Annotated in this window: 15 protein-coding genes; 9 read left to right on the top strand and 6 right to left on the bottom strand. The window is 43.8% G+C overall.

What is annotated here, in order from left to right:
- Positions 1-70 precede the first annotated feature (70 nt).
- The 4 genes from NST58_RS22865 (at position 71) to NST58_RS22850 (ending at position 9654) form a co-directional block, all read left to right on the top strand.
- Positions 71-988, top strand: coding sequence for a LysR family transcriptional regulator (locus NST58_RS22865; protein ID WP_076193174.1), 918 nt, complete (start codon positions 71-73; stop codon positions 986-988).
- Between the two features lie 117 nt (positions 989-1105).
- Positions 1106-7567, top strand: a complete 6462-nt coding sequence (locus NST58_RS22860) for a phosphodiester glycosidase family protein (protein ID WP_339244290.1) — start codon at positions 1106-1108, stop codon at positions 7565-7567.
- 996 nt (positions 7568-8563) lie between these two features.
- Positions 8564-9223 carry a helix-turn-helix transcriptional regulator gene (locus NST58_RS22855; protein WP_036676012.1) on the top strand — a complete coding sequence of 220 codons (660 nt, stop codon included), beginning with the start codon at positions 8564-8566 and terminating at the stop codon, positions 9221-9223.
- A 122-nt stretch (positions 9224-9345) separates the two neighbouring features.
- The gene (locus NST58_RS22850; protein ID WP_036676014.1) at positions 9346-9654 is read left to right on the top strand and encodes a hypothetical protein; all 309 of its coding nucleotides are present in this window, start codon (positions 9346-9348) and stop codon (positions 9652-9654) included.
- Positions 9655-9835: 181 nt separating this feature from the next.
- Here the strand turns inward: NST58_RS22850 and sda are convergent, their stop codons facing one another.
- The 4 genes from sda to NST58_RS22830 all read right to left on the bottom strand — a co-directional run bounded on the left by sda (position 9836) and on the right by NST58_RS22830 (position 11876).
- Positions 9836-10009 (bottom strand): sporulation histidine kinase inhibitor Sda, encoded by a 174-nt coding sequence (sda, locus tag NST58_RS22845; RefSeq protein ID WP_081393959.1) that lies wholly within the window; start codon positions 10007-10009, stop codon positions 9836-9838.
- A 220-nt stretch (positions 10010-10229) separates the two neighbouring features.
- Positions 10230-10565, bottom strand: a complete 336-nt coding sequence (locus tag NST58_RS22840; protein WP_036676016.1) for a LytTR family DNA-binding domain-containing protein — start codon at positions 10563-10565, stop codon at positions 10230-10232.
- Positions 10566-10586: 21 nt separating this feature from the next.
- Positions 10587-10706, bottom strand: coding sequence for a cyclic lactone autoinducer peptide (locus tag NST58_RS22835; protein WP_139330034.1), 120 nt, complete (start codon positions 10704-10706; stop codon positions 10587-10589).
- A 504-nt stretch (positions 10707-11210) separates the two neighbouring features.
- Positions 11211-11876 carry a hypothetical protein gene (locus NST58_RS22830; RefSeq protein ID WP_248548450.1) on the bottom strand — a complete coding sequence of 222 codons (666 nt, stop codon included), beginning with the start codon at positions 11874-11876 and terminating at the stop codon, positions 11211-11213.
- A gap of 137 nt (positions 11877-12013) precedes the next feature.
- Between NST58_RS22830 and NST58_RS22825 the strand changes: the two genes are divergently transcribed.
- A complete protein-coding gene (locus NST58_RS22825; RefSeq protein WP_076184145.1) occupies positions 12014-12532 on the top strand; it encodes a DinB family protein in 519 nt (172 codons plus the stop codon).
- A gap of 64 nt (positions 12533-12596) precedes the next feature.
- Here the strand turns inward: NST58_RS22825 and NST58_RS22820 are convergent, their stop codons facing one another.
- Complete coding sequence (locus NST58_RS22820; RefSeq protein WP_036676019.1) at positions 12597-13166, bottom strand: thymidine kinase; 570 nt, start codon at positions 13164-13166, stop codon at positions 12597-12599.
- A gap of 136 nt (positions 13167-13302) precedes the next feature.
- Here NST58_RS22820 and NST58_RS22815 point away from each other — a divergent pair, with 136 nt between their 5' ends.
- From NST58_RS22815 to NST58_RS22805, 3 genes are read left to right on the top strand one after another with little or no spacing between them, the layout of a single operon-like run.
- Entirely contained in the window at positions 13303-13533 is a 231-nt protein-coding gene (locus NST58_RS22815; protein ID WP_036676022.1) for a hypothetical protein, read from the top strand.
- Between the two features lie 17 nt (positions 13534-13550).
- Positions 13551-15284 carry an ABC transporter ATP-binding protein gene (locus NST58_RS22810; RefSeq protein WP_339244286.1) on the top strand — a complete coding sequence of 578 codons (1734 nt, stop codon included), beginning with the start codon at positions 13551-13553 and terminating at the stop codon, positions 15282-15284.
- Positions 15265-17124, top strand: coding sequence for an ABC transporter ATP-binding protein (locus NST58_RS22805; protein WP_076129485.1), 1860 nt, complete (start codon positions 15265-15267; stop codon positions 17122-17124). Before NST58_RS22810 ends, NST58_RS22805 begins: the two co-directional genes overlap by 20 nt.
- A gap of 242 nt (positions 17125-17366) precedes the next feature.
- Here NST58_RS22805 and NST58_RS22800 read toward each other — a convergent pair whose 3' ends face one another.
- A complete protein-coding gene (locus NST58_RS22800; RefSeq protein WP_076184138.1) occupies positions 17367-17672 on the bottom strand; it encodes a DUF2627 domain-containing protein in 306 nt (101 codons plus the stop codon).
- A gap of 167 nt (positions 17673-17839) precedes the next feature.
- On the opposite strand from NST58_RS22800, the gene lpdA reads away from it, so the two are divergent.
- Positions 17840-19261, top strand: a complete 1422-nt coding sequence (gene lpdA / locus NST58_RS22795) for a dihydrolipoyl dehydrogenase (protein WP_076184136.1) — start codon at positions 17840-17842, stop codon at positions 19259-19261.
- The last annotated feature ends 7 nt before the right edge of the window (positions 19262-19268 follow it).

The following is a 19268-nucleotide window of genomic DNA, read 5'->3' as shown; positions in this document are numbered from 1 at the left end:
GTCTAAATTAATTAAAATTTAAGTAAATTTAATAGTTATTAAGTAAAGATTAACTTAAGGGGTGATTCAAATGAATTTGGAGCAATGCGAGAATATTGTAGAAGTCGCAAAGATTGGTTCTTTAACCAAAGCAGCTCAGAATCGTCATATCACTCTATCCGCAATGAGTCAGTCCATTACCATGCTGGAGGCTGAGCTGGGAGTTACTTTGTTCATCCGTTCGCGCGGGCAAAAGGCGGTTCCCACAGCAGAAGGAAATGCCATTATTAGCAAAGCAAATGAAGTCCTGATGAAAGTAAATGAATTAAAAGAAGAAGCACAGATTTACAGCGATACGTTAAGTGGTCATTTGAAAATTGCTACGATACCTGGACCCATGCATCTGATGGTGAAGGTAATCTCTAGTTTTAAGGCAGATTTTCCAAATGTGAAAATAGAGATTTTTGAAAAAGGACCCAAAGAAATTCTGGATAATGTACTTCAGGATGAAATGGATATTGGACTTATGGTCTCACCGGAGGGAATGCCTGGCACATATAAGGGGGTTAAGTTTGAACGGTTAATGGAAGGGAAAATTGTAGTTGGTGTACATCCACACTCACCGCTAGCCCTGAATTCAATCCTTACACCGGATCAGTTAGTGGGGCAGACGTTGGTTTTATACGATGATCCTTACATTAAGGACTATGTAGAGCGATATTTATCTGGCTATGGGCCGATCAATTTGCTTTTTGTAAGTAACAACACACGGGCGATTGAGAATGCAGTTGCAGAAGGACTGGCCATCACAATTGGTCTGGATTATTCGTTTCTTAAAATATCAGAGATGACTTCTGCCTTCATGAAAACCATCGAGTTACGATCACCAGATACCCGTGCGAAATATTCAGGAGCTATTGTCTCTGCTTCCAAACAGACCTCCCAGACCGCCCGAAGATTTATCAACAGGCTAAAGCATGAATTTGATGAAATGATTAGACGAAGTTAACAGTATGCCTTGGTAAATTTTATCTAACCTTTACGCTTCCTAGTTAATATTAACCCTATGATGTTGTCCAAGCTCAGATCGATATTAGGACAGCCAAGTGGGGAGGATGTCAACACAGTGAGAAGGTATCTAAGGCAAATTAATGTTGTTGTTATCTTTGTTTTGTTGATTTCGTTGTTACAACCGGGGGCAATTGTTCACGCTTCCATCTCTGATTTACCAGCAACAGACTACGGAACCGTTATTGATGTTCGCCAAACGGAGCTTGCACCTGGGGCGATGTATACCTGGATGGATCTCCAGAATGATCGTGGTTTACAAAAGATACATGCAGTGGAGTTCAACCCGCAACAAGGAAATTTGGAGCTGCGGGCAGGTACGAAGGATGGAAAGGTATACGGTATGAAGGGCGTTACAGAAATGGCCACGTATGCGGATTCACCTGAAAACCGAGTGATCGCAGGAATCAATGGTGATTTCTATGAAATCTCCGGTTTTGCTACGGGTGTTCCTAATGGGTTATTTATGGATGAGGGTGTAATCCTGAACAGTTCGATTTCAGCTTTTACTTTCGGTTTAAAAGAAGATGGCAGCTCGATTTATGGGGTGCCGAAGCTGACCAAAAACGTGACGATAAATGGAAAAACAACCAATCTGACTAGCATCAACCGATACCGAAATACAAATGAGCTGGTTCTTTATACGGAAGATTATAATACAACTACAAAGTCAACCAATGAGGGTGACGAGGTTGTTCTAGATATTGTCGAGGGAGAAGTGAAAAGCGGCCAGACCTTGAAGCTGAAGGTATCTGAAATCCGCAACAATCAAGGCAATACGCCGCTTTCCCAAGGAAAAGTGGTTTTATCTGCCCAGGGTACGTCCCGTGCTGTTCTGCAAGGGTTATCTGTTGGCGATAACGTTACTGCCAGCTTTGCGCTCAGCGGAGAATGGAATGATGTGAAGGTAGCTATTGGCGGCGAGGGGCCGCTGGTAAAAGACGGAGTAGTTCAACAAGGTGTAGGGCCTTTAGGAATTCATCCGCGGACAGCCATTGGGACAAAAGCGGACGGAAGTCTCGTTCTATTCGAAGTGGATGGAAGATCTCCAGGTTTTAGTGAGGGCGTAGATACCGATGAGCTTGGCAACATTCTGAAGGATATGGGCGTAGTGAACGCCATGAATCTGGATGGTGGCGGTTCTTCTACTTTTGTGGCCAGAATGCCGGGTACATCTGGTGTCCGAATGATGAATCAGGGCTCAGATGGTTACGAGCGTAAAACCGGTAACGGTTTATTGCTTGTCAATACAGCCCCTGAGCAACCTTCGGCTTCTAAGCTGGTTGTGCAGCCGAATACGGAACGTATTTTGCAAGGCTCCAGCTTTATATTCAAAGCGGCAGGAGTGGACGAGAACGGCCATCCGGCGCATTATTCGGGTACGCTGAATTGGCAGGTGGACGCTAACCTTGGTACTGTCGATGCGAACGGAGTCTTCACCGGAGGAATCACTGCCGGCACAGGAAATGTAATTGTAGAGGCTGGGGCAGTCAAAGGCAGTGTTGAAATTGAGGTTGTAGATAAGCTTACAGAGCTTAGGTTTCCTGATGAGATCAAAACTTATTCTTCAGGTGCTGCTGCACAATTAACTGTGAAGGCGCTACGTAATGGACAAGTGATTCAAGCTGACAACCCTAGCTTCGAATGGCGGGTTGAGGGCGAGATCGGAACCGTGGACGAGAAGGGTCTGTTTCAGGCGACGAGTGAGAACGGGAAAAACGGAAAGATTTATGCTAAATACAGGGACGTTGAGACCTCTTTTGAAGTAAATGTGGGGTTACCGCCTGTAATGCTGGAGGATTTTGAGAATGGCATTGATAAATATATAGCCTCTAGTGCAGCAGCTAACAGCGTGGCGATTCAGGAAGTGTCGGATCTGGATTTTGTCCGCAACGGGGACAAAGCCTTGAAGCTGGAATATGATTTTGTTAATAAAACAGGCACATCCGGTGCTTATTTAGCCGCAAGCTCAACCGCCAATCGGATTCAGATTCCGGGGTATCCTGAAAAGATCAGTATGTGGATCTACGGAGATGGCAAAAAGCACTGGCTGCGGGGACAGATTCGGGATGGCAATAATGCGGCAGTGCCAGTGGATTTTACTGATCAGGTAAATGGTGTGAACTGGACGGGGTGGAAATACGTCGAAGTATCCGTTCCTAAGGGGAAAACCACCCCGTTAACGATGGATATGCCTGTCCGCTATATGGAGACAAGCAATCTTAATAAGAGTGCGGGAGCTATTTACGTTGATGATATTCGTGCCATTTATGGCCCGCTAGAGGAGGACAGAATACCTCCTATTCTTAAAGATGCATATCCCGGCGTGAACGAAATTGTCAAAACAGCTACACCGACCCTTTCCGTCAATGGTGAGGATGATGGTTATGATCCAGTGATGCATCCGGGAACGACCTTAATCGATCCTGACAAAATACGAGTATATGTGGACGATCAATTAGTGGAGCATGGCTTTTATCCTCCAAAAGGTCAGATTACTTATAAACCAAAGGTTCCACTGACAGAAGGCCGTCATAAAGTAAAAGTTGCCATTCGCGATTTAAGCGGTAACCAGACGATAAAAGAATGGTATTTTACAGTAAATTTGGGCTCTCCGTTCTATGTGTACAAAACACCAGAAGTAGTATATGCCGGCAACACTTACATTTTGGACGTAACGGCAGAGAAAGCGAGCAAGCTGAAGGAAGGACATCTTACGTTTGCTTTTAATCCGGCTGCAGTTAAAGATTTGCAGGTAATTCGGGGGAATATGTTATCAGAAACACAAGTGGAGTCCATCATTGATCCGGTATTGGGCACTGTGCGTCTTAACTTAACGAATATCAATTCTTCCAATCTGGGAGATACGGATCTCATCGGGCAAATTCAATATACAGTTCGAAATGATTTTGTGGGTCCCTACACTCAGGAGCAGTTGGCTGGAGATATTAGCAAAGCTTTTGTAATTGAAAATACATCCGGATCGGTAACTTCTACAGAGGGTACTGGGGTTCCTATTTCTTTTATTGGAGCAGCTGTTGAATCTGTTGTGAAGACACAGTTGATGCTCACTTGGAACCATTATGATCTTGCGAAGGGCTTTGATGCATCTTTTGCGGTAAAAGATCTGAATGGAAGTGTCGTTGAAGGAGCAAAGCTGCTGTTCGATGGAGTGGAGGTACAAGGTGTTGCTTCAGGGGCAAGTGGAACACTAACTACTGACTTTGTCACTTCAGCAGAAGGAACTTTTAAATTGCAGGCGGTAAAAGGAAATACCTATAGTCCTGTAATGACGTTCAAGGTTGCTCCATATGACGCTACTGCAGCTCCGCGTAATGTTAATGTTACGATGGGCCAAGATGCAGCAACTTCTCGCCAGTTCACTTGGCAGACAGAACCGTTGACCATGGATACTGTAGTAGAACTTGTGAAAAAAGCGGAGTTTACAAGCTTTCAAGCTGCGAATGTAATAAAAATTACCGGTAGCAGTTCGATTTACAACACCAACAATGACGGAACGATGCGAGTTCATAAAGCGGAGGCCACTGCGCTTACCCCCGGAACGGAATATGTATATCGTGTGGGTGATGGCGAGTCAAATGTAAGTGAGCAAGGAGCTTTTGTTACAAGTGGTGGTGAGGACACTTCTACAAAATTCCTGTTTATCGGAGATTCCCAAGCAGATTCTAAGGCTGGTTTTGGTCTTTGGGGAGATACGATTGAAGCGGCTTACGCGTATATGCCGGATGCGGAAATGCTGGTTCATGCTGGAGATATGGTGGATAAGGGCTTTGAACAAGAGCAGTGGAACTGGTGGTTTGATGCAGCTCAAAAGCAGCTGATGAATACGACACTTGTTCCGATTATCGGGAACCATGAAGTGATGGGAACCAATGGAGATGGGGATTATCTGGCGCAATTCAATAACCCGCAAAACGGTGCGGCGAGCGTAAAAGGTACGAATTATTCTTATGATATTAAGGATACGCACTTTGTGGTTATGAATACAGAGCATTCAGGTAGTCCGTTCACTGAACAGGCCGAGTGGTTGGATCAGGATCTTTCCGCTACAGATAAAAAGTGGAAGGTGATTTTTTTCCATCAAGGACCGTACGGCAGCATCTATTCGAATGAGCAGGTACAAGCGAAGTGGGTTCCGGTCTTTGATAAGCACAACGTAGATTTGGTCATGAACGGTCATGATCATATCTATTTGCGAACTTTTCCGATGAAGGAGGGTAAACAGGTTGCAGAAGGCGAAGGCACTCGGTATGTTATCGGCGGTTCCTCGGGTCCTAAGTTCTATGCGCTGACACCACGTTTTTGGCAGGAAAAAATATATGACGAAGATGAGCAAATCTATACGGCTGTTGAGATTGAGAAGAACGAGATTACGGTTACCGCAAGAACAGTAGACGGGGTTGAGATTGACCGTTTAGTAATCGGCAAATTGGTTCCGGAATCCATTACGCTGGATCAAACTGCTGTAGAGCTTGAGCCTGGGGCTAGCCTGCAATTGCAAGCTAAGGTGGGGCCGGATGAGGCTAATCATCTGACAAAGCTTTGGACCATCGTTCCTGATCCGGCAGAATCAGTTGTTACTGTAAATGAAAATGGCTTGGTTACTGCATTGAAGCCAGGGACAGCTAAGATAAGAGTCACAGTGGCAGGTTACCCGAATATTTTTGCTGAAAGTACGATAACTGTAGATGCGCTGCAAGCAATTAAGCTTCAGGGAAAGAGACAGCTTAAACCGGAAGAAGTCGACCAATCTGTAACAGAAGCTGTCTACGCATCTGGGAAACGTACCGCAATATTAGATGGACTTCATTATTCCAGCTCGAATGAGCATATTGCTACGATCAATGAACAGGGTTTAGTTCAGGCTCATCAGAAAGGCTCCACTGTGATTTCAGTAACCTATAGGGAGTTCGCCTCGGAGTATAACCTTATAGTAATAAATGATGAAGCACCTATTCTTACAGAAATAACGATGGATGGGCCGGATTCGCTGGAACAAGGAAGTAAAGGCTCCGTTGTTGTTCAGGCGGTATACAGTGACGGCAGCAAGCAAGAATTGTTCGAGGGAGTAATCTTTGATACATCCGATCATTCCATTGCAATGATTAGTGAAGCTGGAGAACTTCATGCATTGAGTGCTGGTACAACAAAAGTCAGCGCTGTTTATAACGGTTTGAGCACTGAATATATTCTGATAGTGACTGAGGGCTCGCCGGGTACGACACCAAGCCCAGAGCCAACACCAAGCGCAGAGCCGACACCAACACCGACACCAACACCAAGTCCAGAGCCAACATCAACGCCGGGTGCTTGGGTGCCGGGACCTGCGGTGACACCAACGCCAACCGCTACACCAACTCCGTCGGCATCAGCACAAACGGGCGTAGTCACCATAACGGCTTCTCAACTTTCAGAGAGCAAGAATGCTCAAGGTGAAGCTGTGGTTTCTGTTAATGGGGCGATTACGGAATTACTTTTGCCAGGCAATGCAGCAGAGCTGCTTGGACGCGCACCGCTTAGAGTGGTTATGCAGGATTTATCCGTTACGATTCCTGCTACAGTACTGGCAGAACTAAGTAAGCTAATCTCAGCTGAGGCTCTTGCCAAGAGTACGATTTCGCTACGGCTGAAACCTGTAGCTGATAATACAGCAGTGGATCTGTTGGCTCGTGCAAGTGCACTTGCGGGTGCACAATTGCGGGCGAAAAGTGATCTGCGGGAATGGTCGCTTAGCATATTCACACAAAATGATCAGTCCTTCTCGTTAAGACAGTTTGCAGAGCCGATTATGATTTCATATAAGGTCGGTGCAGATGTAGATCGAAGCTTATTAGGTATTTATTTTATCGAAGACGTGGGTAAATTAGAGTATATGAGCAGTACATGGACGAATGGTTATCTATCTGCTGCCGTCAGTCATTTTAGTAAATACGTTGTTTTAGAAGTTGATAAAACATTCAAAGATTTGAAGTCCGATCACTGGGCTTACCTTGCTGTGAAGCAGCTTGCGGTAAAACAGCTTGTACAGGGTGTAGCTGCGGACCGATTTGATCCGAACCGTGCGGTTACACGGGCGGAGTTCACAGCGATGTTAGTTCGTGCGCTTGGCTTGAAAGGTCAAGCGGAACCTGGTTTCGCTGATGTAACTGCAGATAAATGGTATGCAGAAGCAGTAGGGTTAGCCAAACAAGCAGGAGTGATTAACGGCCAGACTGCTTCACAGTTTGAACCGGAGGCGAAGATTTCCCGCCAGGAGATGGCTGCAATGCTGGCTCGTGCATATGCTTACGCGAAGAGTAATGTATCTGTAGCTAGCCGTAACATTTCGGCATTCAACGATATTGGTTATGCTCCACAGTGGGCTCAAGAGGCAATCAGCGAAGTGTACAGACTTGGTCTGATGCAAGGACGGGCTGAAGGACAATTTGCACCGAACCAAAACGGAACACGTGCTGAAAGTGCACAGATGATCCTCAACCTGCTGAGTGTTATGGAGTAATGATTGTGGCCAGTCTCAGGTTGATGGGGACTGGCTGTTTTTTTGATAATTGGATTAGTTGGATATGTGCAGGGTACGCACGCATGTACACAGAGGGGGAAAGCGAATTAAAAGTAAAAACAGGTGGTGAGACACAAAGGATTGGAGAAGGGAAAATGGAGAACGGAAAGTTAAGGCACGCTTGCTGAGGCAGGCTAAGACACGCTCGCTGAGGAACGCTAAAGCTAAAGTACGCCAACAGCGATGCCCACTTGGTAAGTTCGGCTCGGACGAGCTACTTTTATCAAGAAAGTTTGTTTTAACAGATAGCCTCGATGGTTTGGAATCGTAACGGACTGTATTGCCGCTATTTTAACTTTTTGGTCCATTTTTCCAAATTTTCGGACTCCATAGCTCTTATTGTCATACTTTTGCCCGGAATCGTAATATATTTTAATGAATAGCTGCATCTGAGTCCGATAGATGAGCAGAATGGCTGAAATCAGCTTAATAAGGTCTCCTCGGTCCGATGAGGTAGAATTGAGTGAGCTAGGTGAGTTAGTTGAGTCAGGTGAGCCAAGTGGAGCTAGGTGAGTCAGGTGAGCTAGGTGAGCTAGGTGAGCTAGTTGAGCTAGGTAAGCAAGGTGAGCTAGTTGAGTTAGGTGAGTAAGGTGAGCTAGTTGAGTAAGGTGAGTAAGGTGAGTAAGGTGAGTAAGGTGAGTAAGGTGAGTAAGGTGAGCTAGTTGAGCCAGGTGAGTAAAGTGAGCAGAAAGTGGAAGGTAAGACCAAGAAGATGAATAGGGCTTAAGCAGAAAGTAAAACTGAGGTGAGTAACGAACATATTCCAAATCCTTACAGACGGGCGCCGAGTCTTTTTCCGGTATTTTGTAAAGATAGGGTTATATTGGGTGTGGAATACTGGGAATTACTCTTCAGAGGCAAGTAAAAACAAGGAATAATTGTTATTAGCCAACACAAATTGTTATGTTGTGTTATGATAGTAGGGAGGTGACTCCCATGAATGATTTTGAGAACTATCCCGATGAGCTGGGTAATTTCATTCGGCACATCAGAAAGACGAGAGGGTTAACCTTAAGAGGACTGGAAGAAAAGAGCGGTATAAGTTACTCACAGCTTAGCAAAATCGAACGTGGAGAGAGCATTCCGCTTAAAGACAATCTGGACAAGATCATTGAAGCGCTTGGAACGGATCTGAAGAATCGGATGTACCATTTGGCAGATTATATGCCAGATATTGAATATATCAAGACCTTGAAGCAAGGATATGAGCTGCCACAGCTCAAACAGTCTCAAGATTACATCTACGAGACAGCCTTTAACAAGCTTAAGGAATTCAGAGCGAAGGAAGGGAAAGAAACATCGTACGTTTCCTTTGATTCGAATGAAGTTATAGTTTACGAAACGGAATATGGGGCAGGAATGGTAATAGAGAAGATTGAGAAATACAATCTGACCGATGTCCTGAACGATAAGTTTGAGGGTAACCTCGACTCCTTAAGAAAGAGCCCCCGTAAAGGGCGTCAAGCCTTTCTATTTGGCGAGTGGCTACGGGAGTGCGTTTATGAACTGAAGGAAGAGGAACAGGATCAGGTCATACAAGCACTTAAAGAATTTACTCAGTTTAAAGTACAACAAATAAAGGGTGCTTATAAATAATGTATGCCTTTTGCTAATGATCTCAAAAATGAATGAATGTTGCCCTTTCTTGCAGCCATCTATTCATCTTGATCCATAAACTAACAACTAAAAATGGTTTGACAGAAAAGGGGATATTAATAATGAAAATTAACATGAAGTTTACCAGCAAGGGCAAAGTCGCTATAGAGAATTTTAATAACGAGGAATTGCTGGAGATCTTCGCACGTTACATCAAGACATTATCCAAAAAGTATGACATCGAAGTTGATGTTCCTCTTGAAGCGAATCAAAACATTGTTGGTGATGGTGCGGTAATCGCAACTGCAAAAAATGTGAAATGTGATGTTGAAACTTTCTTTAAAGAATTGGGCAGAGATATTAAAGTTCCCTTGAAGAAAAGACTCGGCGGCAAATTGGAAAATGTTTTCAAAACAGAAATTACAGAATAGAGCATTATTTTTATCTCAGATTAACCATCATATGTGCATATAAAAAAGGTAGGGCCGCGGAGGCTCTACCTTTTTTATGTTAATGTAGTTGACTTAAGGCGACCTAAGGAGTTTATTGTTGGTTGAAGCTGAAGAAAAATGTGTACCATGCGTCAGTGTGAATTTAATGGGGAAGGGGATGTTATATACTTTCAGAATCTATGAGATTTCTACTTCTCATGATCTCTTTAATAATTTCAATGAAATCCGGTAACGCATGGGCATCAACCGCTAGCTCATAGATTCTTAGTAAATCCTCGTCAGATATAGATTCCAGAGATGAGGGCCGTGGAGAGGGATGAAAATAGTAATTCATTATGATCCTCCATCATTAATTGTTTTTATTATAGGTTTATCTATATGGTATCATTTGGAATAGGATCCGTCTCCTGTCATTCATCCTACGAATTTATCTTTACATTTGAGGATTATTATGGCATAATGTGCGATTTTGAGGAAATTGCTAAAAAGTTTCAATTTTTAATAAAATAATCCCGGCATGCGTGAACATGCCGGGATTATTAAAAAACTGAATTTTATTCTGACGGTTTTTTCTTTTGTGAAGCAAGATACTTCTTAAGGCGAGGTTCATTGGATTCCGAAACAGTAGTGAACTGCGTACCTTGATTAAAGCATACAATCTTCCGCCCGGGATCATAGCCTTCTATGTTGTTGATATTGACGACATTGCTGCGGTCAAGGCGTTCGAATCCCTTACCCTCATACGCTACGGAAAGATCGGAAAGCGTGGTGGGGAGAATAAATTCGCCTTCTTTCGTATGGACGAATATTGTATTCTTATAATTCGAGAAATACAATATATCTTCCTCTAGAATATCACTAGAGGAACCGTCTTTCTGTAAGACACGCATCGTTTCCCCATCCTTGTTTAATTACTTGCGCAGTTCTTTTGGAATCTCAGGGCTGTGAGCAAATGGTTTCAGAATTGTTGCAAAAACAGTAGCAGAAGTACCTAAAATGTTAGAAGCATAACGAGCTAAGTTTTTTTTCATCTGATTGTCCTCCTTTGTAATGGGATTATGACTGTAAAGGATTGAACTAAAAATGCCAATCCAATGACAGGCGAATGGAGCCGAAAATTTAAAAAAACCAGAATTATGGAAAGTAGCTTTAAACCCAAATACCATTCTTTGGGGATTTGGGCATTAGCATCAGGATTCGGAGCACATAAGATCATTACAAGTAAAGAAAAAAGATTAATCCAAATCAAATGGTTATGTATTAGATAAGTTATATGAGGGATCAGTGAACAGATAAAGATAGATACAATATTGCAGGCTCTTGCGGATTTTAAATGCACACCACCAGATGACATTCTTAGGAGCATGAAGCTGAATAAGGCTAAGAATGTTTCCTTTAGCTGTCCAGTGAGCCCGCCAATGCATAAAGAAGTCATAATAATGAATAAAGTATTCAGAATAATGCTAAGGGCATAATGCATCATTTCAATTGAATGCGATTGCTCTGGATTACTTTTCTTAATGACCTCAACAATTTTAAGTGCTAAATGACTCATAGTTATTTCTGTCCTTTTTGTATGAGAAATATAGATATCCCCATAATATTACCCCATAGAAAATTGGGATCAAGAAAAAGAAATTAGATTCAATAAAGTAGGTGAATAAAGTAACGACAATTACTGTAGGAAGATTAAGAGCGAATAATATTTTTTCACTAGTTGTTGGTTTGACTTTTACATCGGGTTTATCAGGTACAAAGTCAAATCCAATACGTTTATAGCCCACATACATACCAATGAGAATCGCGGCTAATGCTGATAAAATCTGCATTGTCATTATGTTTTTTGTAATCGGGTCCGAAGTATTTAGAGGCATGGAGATTACAGAGTTTAATAGATACACAATACTGGCTTGAATCACCGAGTAAGCTTGATAGGCCATCCCGGTTAATATTGAAGCGTAGAAGGGATGAATCCGGAATAACATCCACATAAAACAAAACATTAGTGCAAATTGTGAGAAAATATCTAATGGAAAAATCCCATAGTTGATCCTAATTGTATAAGAACAAAAGCCCATAATAAAACTAGCAAACACCATCTCTTTATGATATAGATCAATTTTGAAGATTTTGAAAGCCAGAAAAAACATTGCATAAGTCTCTAGTATTGAAAATATCATAAAAAGAATAAAATCTAGCATGCCGACACTCCCGATGACTTCTAGTTTAACCAACCCTATTATTGCAAGTATCGTATAAAATGAGCTAAAATACAACAACTACAGTATAATTTTCCTCCTATTTTTTCAAAAAAATTCAAAATGAGAGGGGTTTAGACATGGATCGACGTCCAGAAAGCAGTGAGTATCTCAAAGAATTATCAAAATATGTCGATTTAGTGCCAGCTGAAGGAGACATGATTACTATTTTTAGAGAGCAGACGGATGAGATTTGCACTTTTATTTCGAATCTTACGGAAGAACAAGGGGACTATCGTTACGCTCCGGAGAAATGGAGTATCAAGGAAATGGTCGGACATCTGGCTGATACCGGAAGAATCATGTCCTACCGTTTATTGTGCATCGCCAGAGGGGATACGACTCCACTACCGGGTTTTGAAGAGAAAGACTATGTACTTACCGCCAATTTCGAAGCGCACACTTTAAAAGCATTGCTGGCCCACTACAAGCTTGTTCGAGAATCGACATTACTCCTAATGGAAACTCTGCCGGAGGAAGCATGGATCCGGAAGGGAATAGTTAACGAGGCTACTCTTTCTGCGAGAGCTCAGGCCTGCATTATGATTGGACATGACCATCATCATTTGAATATTCTTAAAGAAAGATATTTAGGGTAATATCTTCTTAATCAAAAAAGCATTCCAATAGCCTTTATGGCTTTGGGATGCTTTTTATACACGGCTATAGCGGTGGATTCTTGTGACATTTGCGGCATACCGGATAGTAAGCTTCATTGCCACCAATCTGGATTTGCTTGCCGCTATATACGGGCTTGCCGTTTTCTACTCGTAGAGCCATAGTAGCTTTGCGCTCGCAGAACCAGCAGATCGTCTTCATTTCCTCAATTTTATCAGCGTAGATCAGCATATATTTGCTGCCTTCAAATAACTGATTCTGAAAATCATTTTTAAGTCCGAAGGCCATTACCGGAATGCCCAGCTCATCAACGATACGCACTAGCTGGAGAATACATTCCTTGCTTAGAAATTGACATTCATCAATAAGTACACAGTGTGGTTTAGGTTGGTTACTGCTGACGATATTATAAATATCTGTGTTCTCATCGATGGGGATTGCTTGTTTCCGAAGCCCAATACGAGAAGAAATAAAACCAACCTCGTCCCGGTCGTCTATGGATGGAGTGAAAATGAGCACCGATTTCCCCTGCTCTTCATAATTATGTGCAACCTTGAGTATCTCAATAGATTTACCACTGTTCATTGCTCCGTATTTGAAAAACAATTGTGCCACTTCCATCTATCCTTTCGTAAAAAACATTGATTATATCTTAAAAATGCGACCATATTAGAGTATCATATTCGGATCAGATGTATCCAGTGAAAACATTGCGATTGATTGGATGTGGTATGATAAGAGGTAATAAGAGATGGGAAAGGAAGTAATAAGTGTGACTGAAAGATTAGACGAATATAAGGAACGGTTAGCTCTTTTGCAGCAGAATGGAGATTTATCCAGTGACACTGAAAGCTTGCTGGAAGAAATGATGGCGGATTTGGTGGAATTGAATCGGAGTAATAAAGCACTGCGTCGAGCAATACTGAAAACTGGACAGGCTTCCACGATGTCAACTCGGTTAAGGGATGCACTGTACGAATAGAAAAAGAGGGTATGCGAATGGCTTTGATTTTCTCTTTTCTCAAAAAATATAAGGTAGCTGCAATAGCTGCCCTTGTAATGATGCTCATTGAATTGACGGTAGAATTATCACAGCCTTTGATCATTTCCAAAATCATTGACTTGGGGATCCGAGAAAAAGATACCTCTGTAGTATGGCTGTGGGGCAGTGTATTGATCGGCAGCGCGGTAGTTGCGTTTACAGCCGGGGTACTCAGTTCTTTTTTTGCTGCCCATGCAAGTCAGAGCTTTGCGTTCGATCTTAGGGACAAATTGTACGAAAAGGTACAGTCTTTTACGTATGAAGTATTTAATCGTTTTGCTACTTCGTCACTGATTACCCGTCTGACTGGCGATGTATCACAGCTGCAGGATACTATTTTTATGAGCTTGCGCTTTATGACACGGGTGCCACTTGTTGTGGTAGGCAGTGTGATTATGGCGTTAGTTGTTCATGTGAAGCTGGGATTACTGCTGACGGTGGCGTTACCTTTGTTGATTTTTTTCCTCTACTGGATTATGAGAAAAGCTTCCTTGTTATTTCGTACGGTCCAGCAGCGTTTAGACGGAGTTAATGGCGTGATTCAGGAGAATCTTACGGGTATTCGCTTGATCCGTGTATTTGTGCGTATGGGGTATGAGATTGAACGTTTCACGGTATTTAGCGGGAATTTGATGAGATCAACGGTGTCTGCCTTGCGTTTGACTGAGACGACGATGCCTTTTGTTATGCTTATTGTGAATGCGGCGATTTTGGCGATTTTATGGTTTGGACGGATAGCCATTTCCAATGGGGAGGCTACTTTGGGTCAGACTGTTGCTGTTATTAATTACTCCTTGCGAACAATTGGGGCGTTATCAGCTATCTCTGGTCTTGTTGTAACATTTTCCCGCGCTCGTGCCTCCTCTCAACGTGTTTCAGAAGTTATGGAAGCGGGAGCTGGAGTTCGTGAAGGCGGGACTTTGCAAGGTGAGCCAATTCAGGGCCACGTTAAATTTGAAGGCGTTTGCTTTAAGTATCCTAATAGTGATATCTCTGTCCTGGAGGACATTCATTTTGAAGTAGCTGCTGGTGAGCGAGTAGCGATTATGGGGGCGACCGGATCAGGAAAATCCTCACTCGTGAGTCTGATTCCGCGCTTGTATGAAGAGACAGAGGGCATCATTTGGATTGACGGTGAAAAAAGTGCCGATATCGATATTTCCAGACTGCGGAGATCGATAGGTTATGTGCCTCAGGAATTGCAGCTTTTCAGCGGATCAATTCGCGATAATATTGCATGGGGCAATGAACACGCCACACTGGAACAAATCCAACAAGCAGCGGGAGGTGCACAAATTGACGAGACGGTAAAAGGGTTGCCAGATGGTTATGACACGATGCTTGGTCAACGAGGGGTTAATCTCTCCGGCGGACAAAAGCAGCGGTTAACGATTGCCCGTGCACTTGTTAGAAAACCGGCTATGTTGATCCTTGATGACAGCACCAGTGCCCTTGATGCGGTTACGGAAGGGCTTTTGCTGGAGGCGCTAAAGGATATCTCCTGTACAACCTTTTTGATTACTCAGAAAATCAGTTCAACGGCATCAGCCGATTTGATCCTGTTGCTGGATGAGGGACGATTAATTGGCAAAGGCTCGCATAAGGAGCTTATGGCAAGCTCCGAGCTGTACCGCAAGATTTATGAATCACAGGTAGAGGAGGCGAAGCAGCATGTTCAAAGCATTAATTGAACCTTTTCGTCATCCTAAACCGAATTTTGAACTTGGCGTGGGACGAAGTCTAGGGACAGCATCTGGCGGCAAACCCAAAGCAAAGGCGAAGGATTGGTCAGGGACGCTGATCCGGATCTGGAGTTATCTAGCTGAGCGTAAAGCCAAGCTTATTCTTGTACTGATCATGGTTGTCTTCAGCTCAGCGCTAGCGCTGCTGGGGCCATACATGATTGGCAGAGCGGTGGATAATTATCTGGAAGGTACCGGCGGGCGATCATGGGTTGTTTTTCTGACAAGCCTTGCTTGTGTGTACATTTTTTATTCTCTGACTTCTTGGCTGCAAAACATATGGATGATCGAAATTGCTCAAGAAACTGTATTACGGATGCGTACGGAGCTATTCTCCCATTTACACCGTCTGCCTATTTCCTTTTTTAATCGGAGACAGCAGGGGGAAATTATGAGCCGTCTTACCAATGATATCGAGAACGTCAGCTCTACGTTGAATAGCTCGGCTATTCAGATATTTTCAAGTGTCTTAACCTTGCTAGGAACCGTAGGGGTTATGCTGTGGCTTAGTCCCTTGTTGACGCTGCTCACATTCCTCGTAGTGCCTTTGATGTTGTTAGGCATGCGCTGGATTACACGCCGTACAGGCCCATTATTTAAAGAACGCCAGCGTAATGTAGGGGAACTTAACGGTTATATTGAGGAGACCTTATCCGGACAACGGATTATCAAGGCTTTTTCACAAGAGGAACGCGTCATCTCTGGTTTTCATGAACGCAACAAGCGAATTATGCTGTCAGGTTACTGGGCGCAGTCCATTTCTGGTTTCATCCCGAAGCTTATGAATGGTCTTAATAATCTTAGCTTCGCCATTGTTGCAGGAATTGGTGGTCTGCTTGCGATCCGTGGGTCGATTACAGTGGGTGTGATCATCGTATTCGTTGAATATACCCGCCAGTTTACTCGTCCGCTTAATGATTTAGCGAATCAGTGGAATACCTTGCTCTCAGCGGTGGCAGGGGCCGAGCGGGTGTTTGAAGTGCTGGACGAAGAGACCGAGGCTAAAGATGAAGGTGCAGCCAAATCACTTGAAACTGTACAGGGTGCGGTGAAGTTTGAAAATGTAGCTTTTTCTTATGATGGAGGTTCTAACACGCTGCAGGATATCAGCTTTGAAGCGAAGCCTGGCGAGATGATCGCTTTAGTTGGACCTACCGGTGCAGGCAAAACAACGCTAATTGGGCTGTTATCCCGTTTCTATGATCCCAATCAGGGGAAAATCACGCTGGATGGCTTAGATATCACTTCGATTCGGCGGGAAAGCTTGAGAAGTCATATGGCCTTTGTATTGCAGGATTCCTTTTTGTTCAAAGGGAGTATCCGCGATAACATCCGATACGGGAGGCTGGATGCGTCCGATGAAGAGGTTGAAGAGGCGGCTAAGCTGGCCAATGCCCATTCTTTTATTATGCGAATGCCCGAAGGTTATGAACGGATGCTCTCGGCGGATGGCAGCGGTATAAGCCAAGGGCAGAAGCAGCTGCTCTCCATTGCGAGAGCGATTCTTGCTAACCCCTCTATGCTTGTGCTTGATGAAGCAACCAGCAGTATTGATACAGTGACCGAGATCAAGATTCAGGAAGGGCTGCAGGCGCTGATGAAAGGGCGAACGAGCTTCGTCATTGCTCATAGACTTGGCACGATACGTGCAGCTGATCGAATTCTTGTGCTTCAGGGCGGCAGATTATTGCAGCAAGGCTCTCATGAAGAGCTGCTGAAGCAAGGCGGACTGTACAGTGAGTTGGTACAGGGGCGGCGGAAAGAGGCGCTTGATAAGGCGGGTATTTAAGAAAAAGGCGAGAATTTTCAGGGAGCGCAGATTGCGTCCATGAAGTTCTCGCCTTTATGTTATTTATGATAGATAACGAGCACCAGATCGGATGAGCTGGGAGGGTTTGAATGTGGGGAAATCTATTGTACAAATTACAATCAGCAGGGTAATAAGGCTTGATTGTGTGCGGTTCGTGATTCATATGATCAGGTGAATAAATGATGAGATGAAAAAGCTGATCCTAAGTTTAGCATAGCCTCTTAAGAGATCGTTTCCTGCGTTCCGGCTTGTTTCACCTTTTGCTTCTCCTTGAACCTTGGACCTACGTAATTCTTCTTACGGTCCCTAGCCAGAATCCAGCCACCAAGGAAAGTCATGCCAGCTGCGAAGAGCAGCAATCCACCACCGAAATGCAGCCAAGCAAAGTGGGGCACAACAGAATCATCACCATGCATGGATATGTAATCAAAAATATCATCCTTCATCATGAGGAAGCCCTTCATTGCTATTAAGCCCGGAAACACAAGAATAAGGATGGCAATGAAGCGTGAAATTAACAGTTTCATAAGTGTCTCCTACCCCTCTTAGCCCTTTAGATTCACCCATATGATAACGCTTTAGCAAGAAAAAGTCCATTTGCATATGACGTTTATAAGTTTTGTAATAGAGCAAAAAGAGAGTACAATATACTAAGTAAAATGAACTTACGTGTAATGACTGGAGGATACATATCATGACAATTTCATGTGACGTGGCCATACTTGGCGGAGGTACTGGAGGGTATGTGGCGGCTATTCGCGCTGCACAGCTTGGAAAGTCCGTTGTCGTCATCGAAATGGACAAACTGGGAGGAACCTGTCTGCATCGGGGCTGCATTCCTAGTAAATCGCTGCTCCGTAGTGCAGAGGTATATGCTGAAATCAATGAGAGCGAGAGCTATGGCATTGAGACAAGCGGTGTGCAGCTGGTATTCCCAAAGGTACAGAAACGCAAAGAAGCTGTAGTTGAGCAACTTCATCAAGGCGTACAATATTTGATGCGCAAAAATAAAATACAAGTTGTCAAAGGTAAAGGGCGCGTAACGGGTCCTTCTATTTTTTCTCCGCGCAGCGGTGCTGTAGCTGTGGAACTGGAAGATGGGGAGATGGAAACAGTAGTTTCCAGCCATCTTATTATCGCTACGGGCTCACGCCCCCGAGTATTGCCTGGTCTCGAACCAGACGGGAAAGTGATTCTTAGCAGTGATGAAGCTCTCACACTCGAAGAGCTCCCATCCTCTATCATTATTGTGGGCGGCGGTGTAATTGGGGTCGAATGGGCTTCAATGCTGGCTGATTTTGGAGTGCAGGTAACTGTGGTTGAAGCTGCAGGTCAGTTATTGCCTCAAGAGGATGAAGAGATAGCTAAGGAACTGCAACGGTTGTTGAAAAAGCGTGGGGTTAAGGTACTGACTGAAACTACAGTGGATGCTGCAACCTGCCAGGTAACGGAGGATGGAATTTCGATCGAAGCCCGTAAGGGAGAGCAAAGTCAAAGCCTAATGGCAGAAAAATTGCTTGTATCCGTAGGCAGAGTGGCCAACATCGAGAATATTGGTCTGGAAAACACAGACATTCGCTTTGACAAAGGGATTATTGCTGTAAACGCTAGTATGCAGACGGCAGAGCCGCATATTTATGCCATTGGCGACTGCATCGGTGGGCTTCAATTGGCTCATGCAGCCAGTCATGAAGGGATAATGGCGGTTAACCATCTATCTGGTGAGAAGCTACATCCTTATCATACACATTTAGTACCACGTTGTGTCTATACTCGGCCTGAGGTAGCAAGTGTGGGCTACACCGAGAAGGAAGCTAAAGAGCTTGGACATGATGTAGTGATTGGCAAGTTCCCATTCTCGGCCATTGGTAAGGCAATTGTATATGGCCAGAAGGATGGATTTGTCAAAGTTGTAGCGGATCGTAGCAGTGGAGATATTCTTGGTGTGCAGATGATTGGTCCTCATGTGACGGATCTAATTGGAGAAGCGGCCTTGGCACAGCTACTGGATGCAACACCTTGGGAGATTGGTGAAGCTATACATGCTCACCCTACCCTTTCGGAGATTATCGGAGAAGCAATGTTAGCTGTGGATGGAAGATCTATTGGATTTTAGTTTTTCT

This window comes from Paenibacillus sp. FSL R10-2796, from assembly GCF_037965315.1.
GTDB lineage: Bacteria > Bacillota > Bacilli > Paenibacillales > Paenibacillaceae > Paenibacillus_AQ > Paenibacillus_AQ odorifer.
This window is presented reverse-complemented; position numbering and strand designations above follow the sequence as displayed.

Coding starts and splice junctions, on each gene's coding strand:
- NST58_RS22865 (WP_076193174.1), top strand. CDS start 71: ATGAATTTGGAGCAATGCGAGAATATTGTAGAAGTCGCAAAGATTGGT.
- NST58_RS22855 (WP_036676012.1), top strand. CDS start 8,564: ATGAATGATTTTGAGAACTATCCCGATGAGCTGGGTAATTTCATTCGG.
- NST58_RS22850 (WP_036676014.1), top strand. CDS start 9,346: ATGAAAATTAACATGAAGTTTACCAGCAAGGGCAAAGTCGCTATAGAG.
- sda (WP_081393959.1), bottom strand. CDS start 10,009: ATGAATTACTATTTTCATCCCTCTCCACGGCCCTCATCTCTGGAATCT.
- NST58_RS22840 (WP_036676016.1), bottom strand. CDS start 10,565: ATGCGTGTCTTACAGAAAGACGGTTCCTCTAGTGATATTCTAGAGGAA.
- NST58_RS22835 (WP_139330034.1), bottom strand. CDS start 10,706: ATGAAAAAAAACTTAGCTCGTTATGCTTCTAACATTTTAGGTACTTCT.
- NST58_RS22830 (WP_248548450.1), bottom strand. CDS start 11,876: ATGCTAGATTTTATTCTTTTTATGATATTTTCAATACTAGAGACTTAT.
- NST58_RS22825 (WP_076184145.1), top strand. CDS start 12,014: ATGGATCGACGTCCAGAAAGCAGTGAGTATCTCAAAGAATTATCAAAA.
- NST58_RS22815 (WP_036676022.1), top strand. CDS start 13,303: ATGGGAAAGGAAGTAATAAGTGTGACTGAAAGATTAGACGAATATAAG.
- NST58_RS22810 (WP_339244286.1), top strand. CDS start 13,551: ATGGCTTTGATTTTCTCTTTTCTCAAAAAATATAAGGTAGCTGCAATA.
- NST58_RS22805 (WP_076129485.1), top strand. CDS start 15,265: ATGTTCAAAGCATTAATTGAACCTTTTCGTCATCCTAAACCGAATTTT.
- NST58_RS22800 (WP_076184138.1), bottom strand. CDS start 17,672: ATGAAACTGTTAATTTCACGCTTCATTGCCATCCTTATTCTTGTGTTT.
- lpdA (WP_076184136.1), top strand. CDS start 17,840: ATGACAATTTCATGTGACGTGGCCATACTTGGCGGAGGTACTGGAGGG.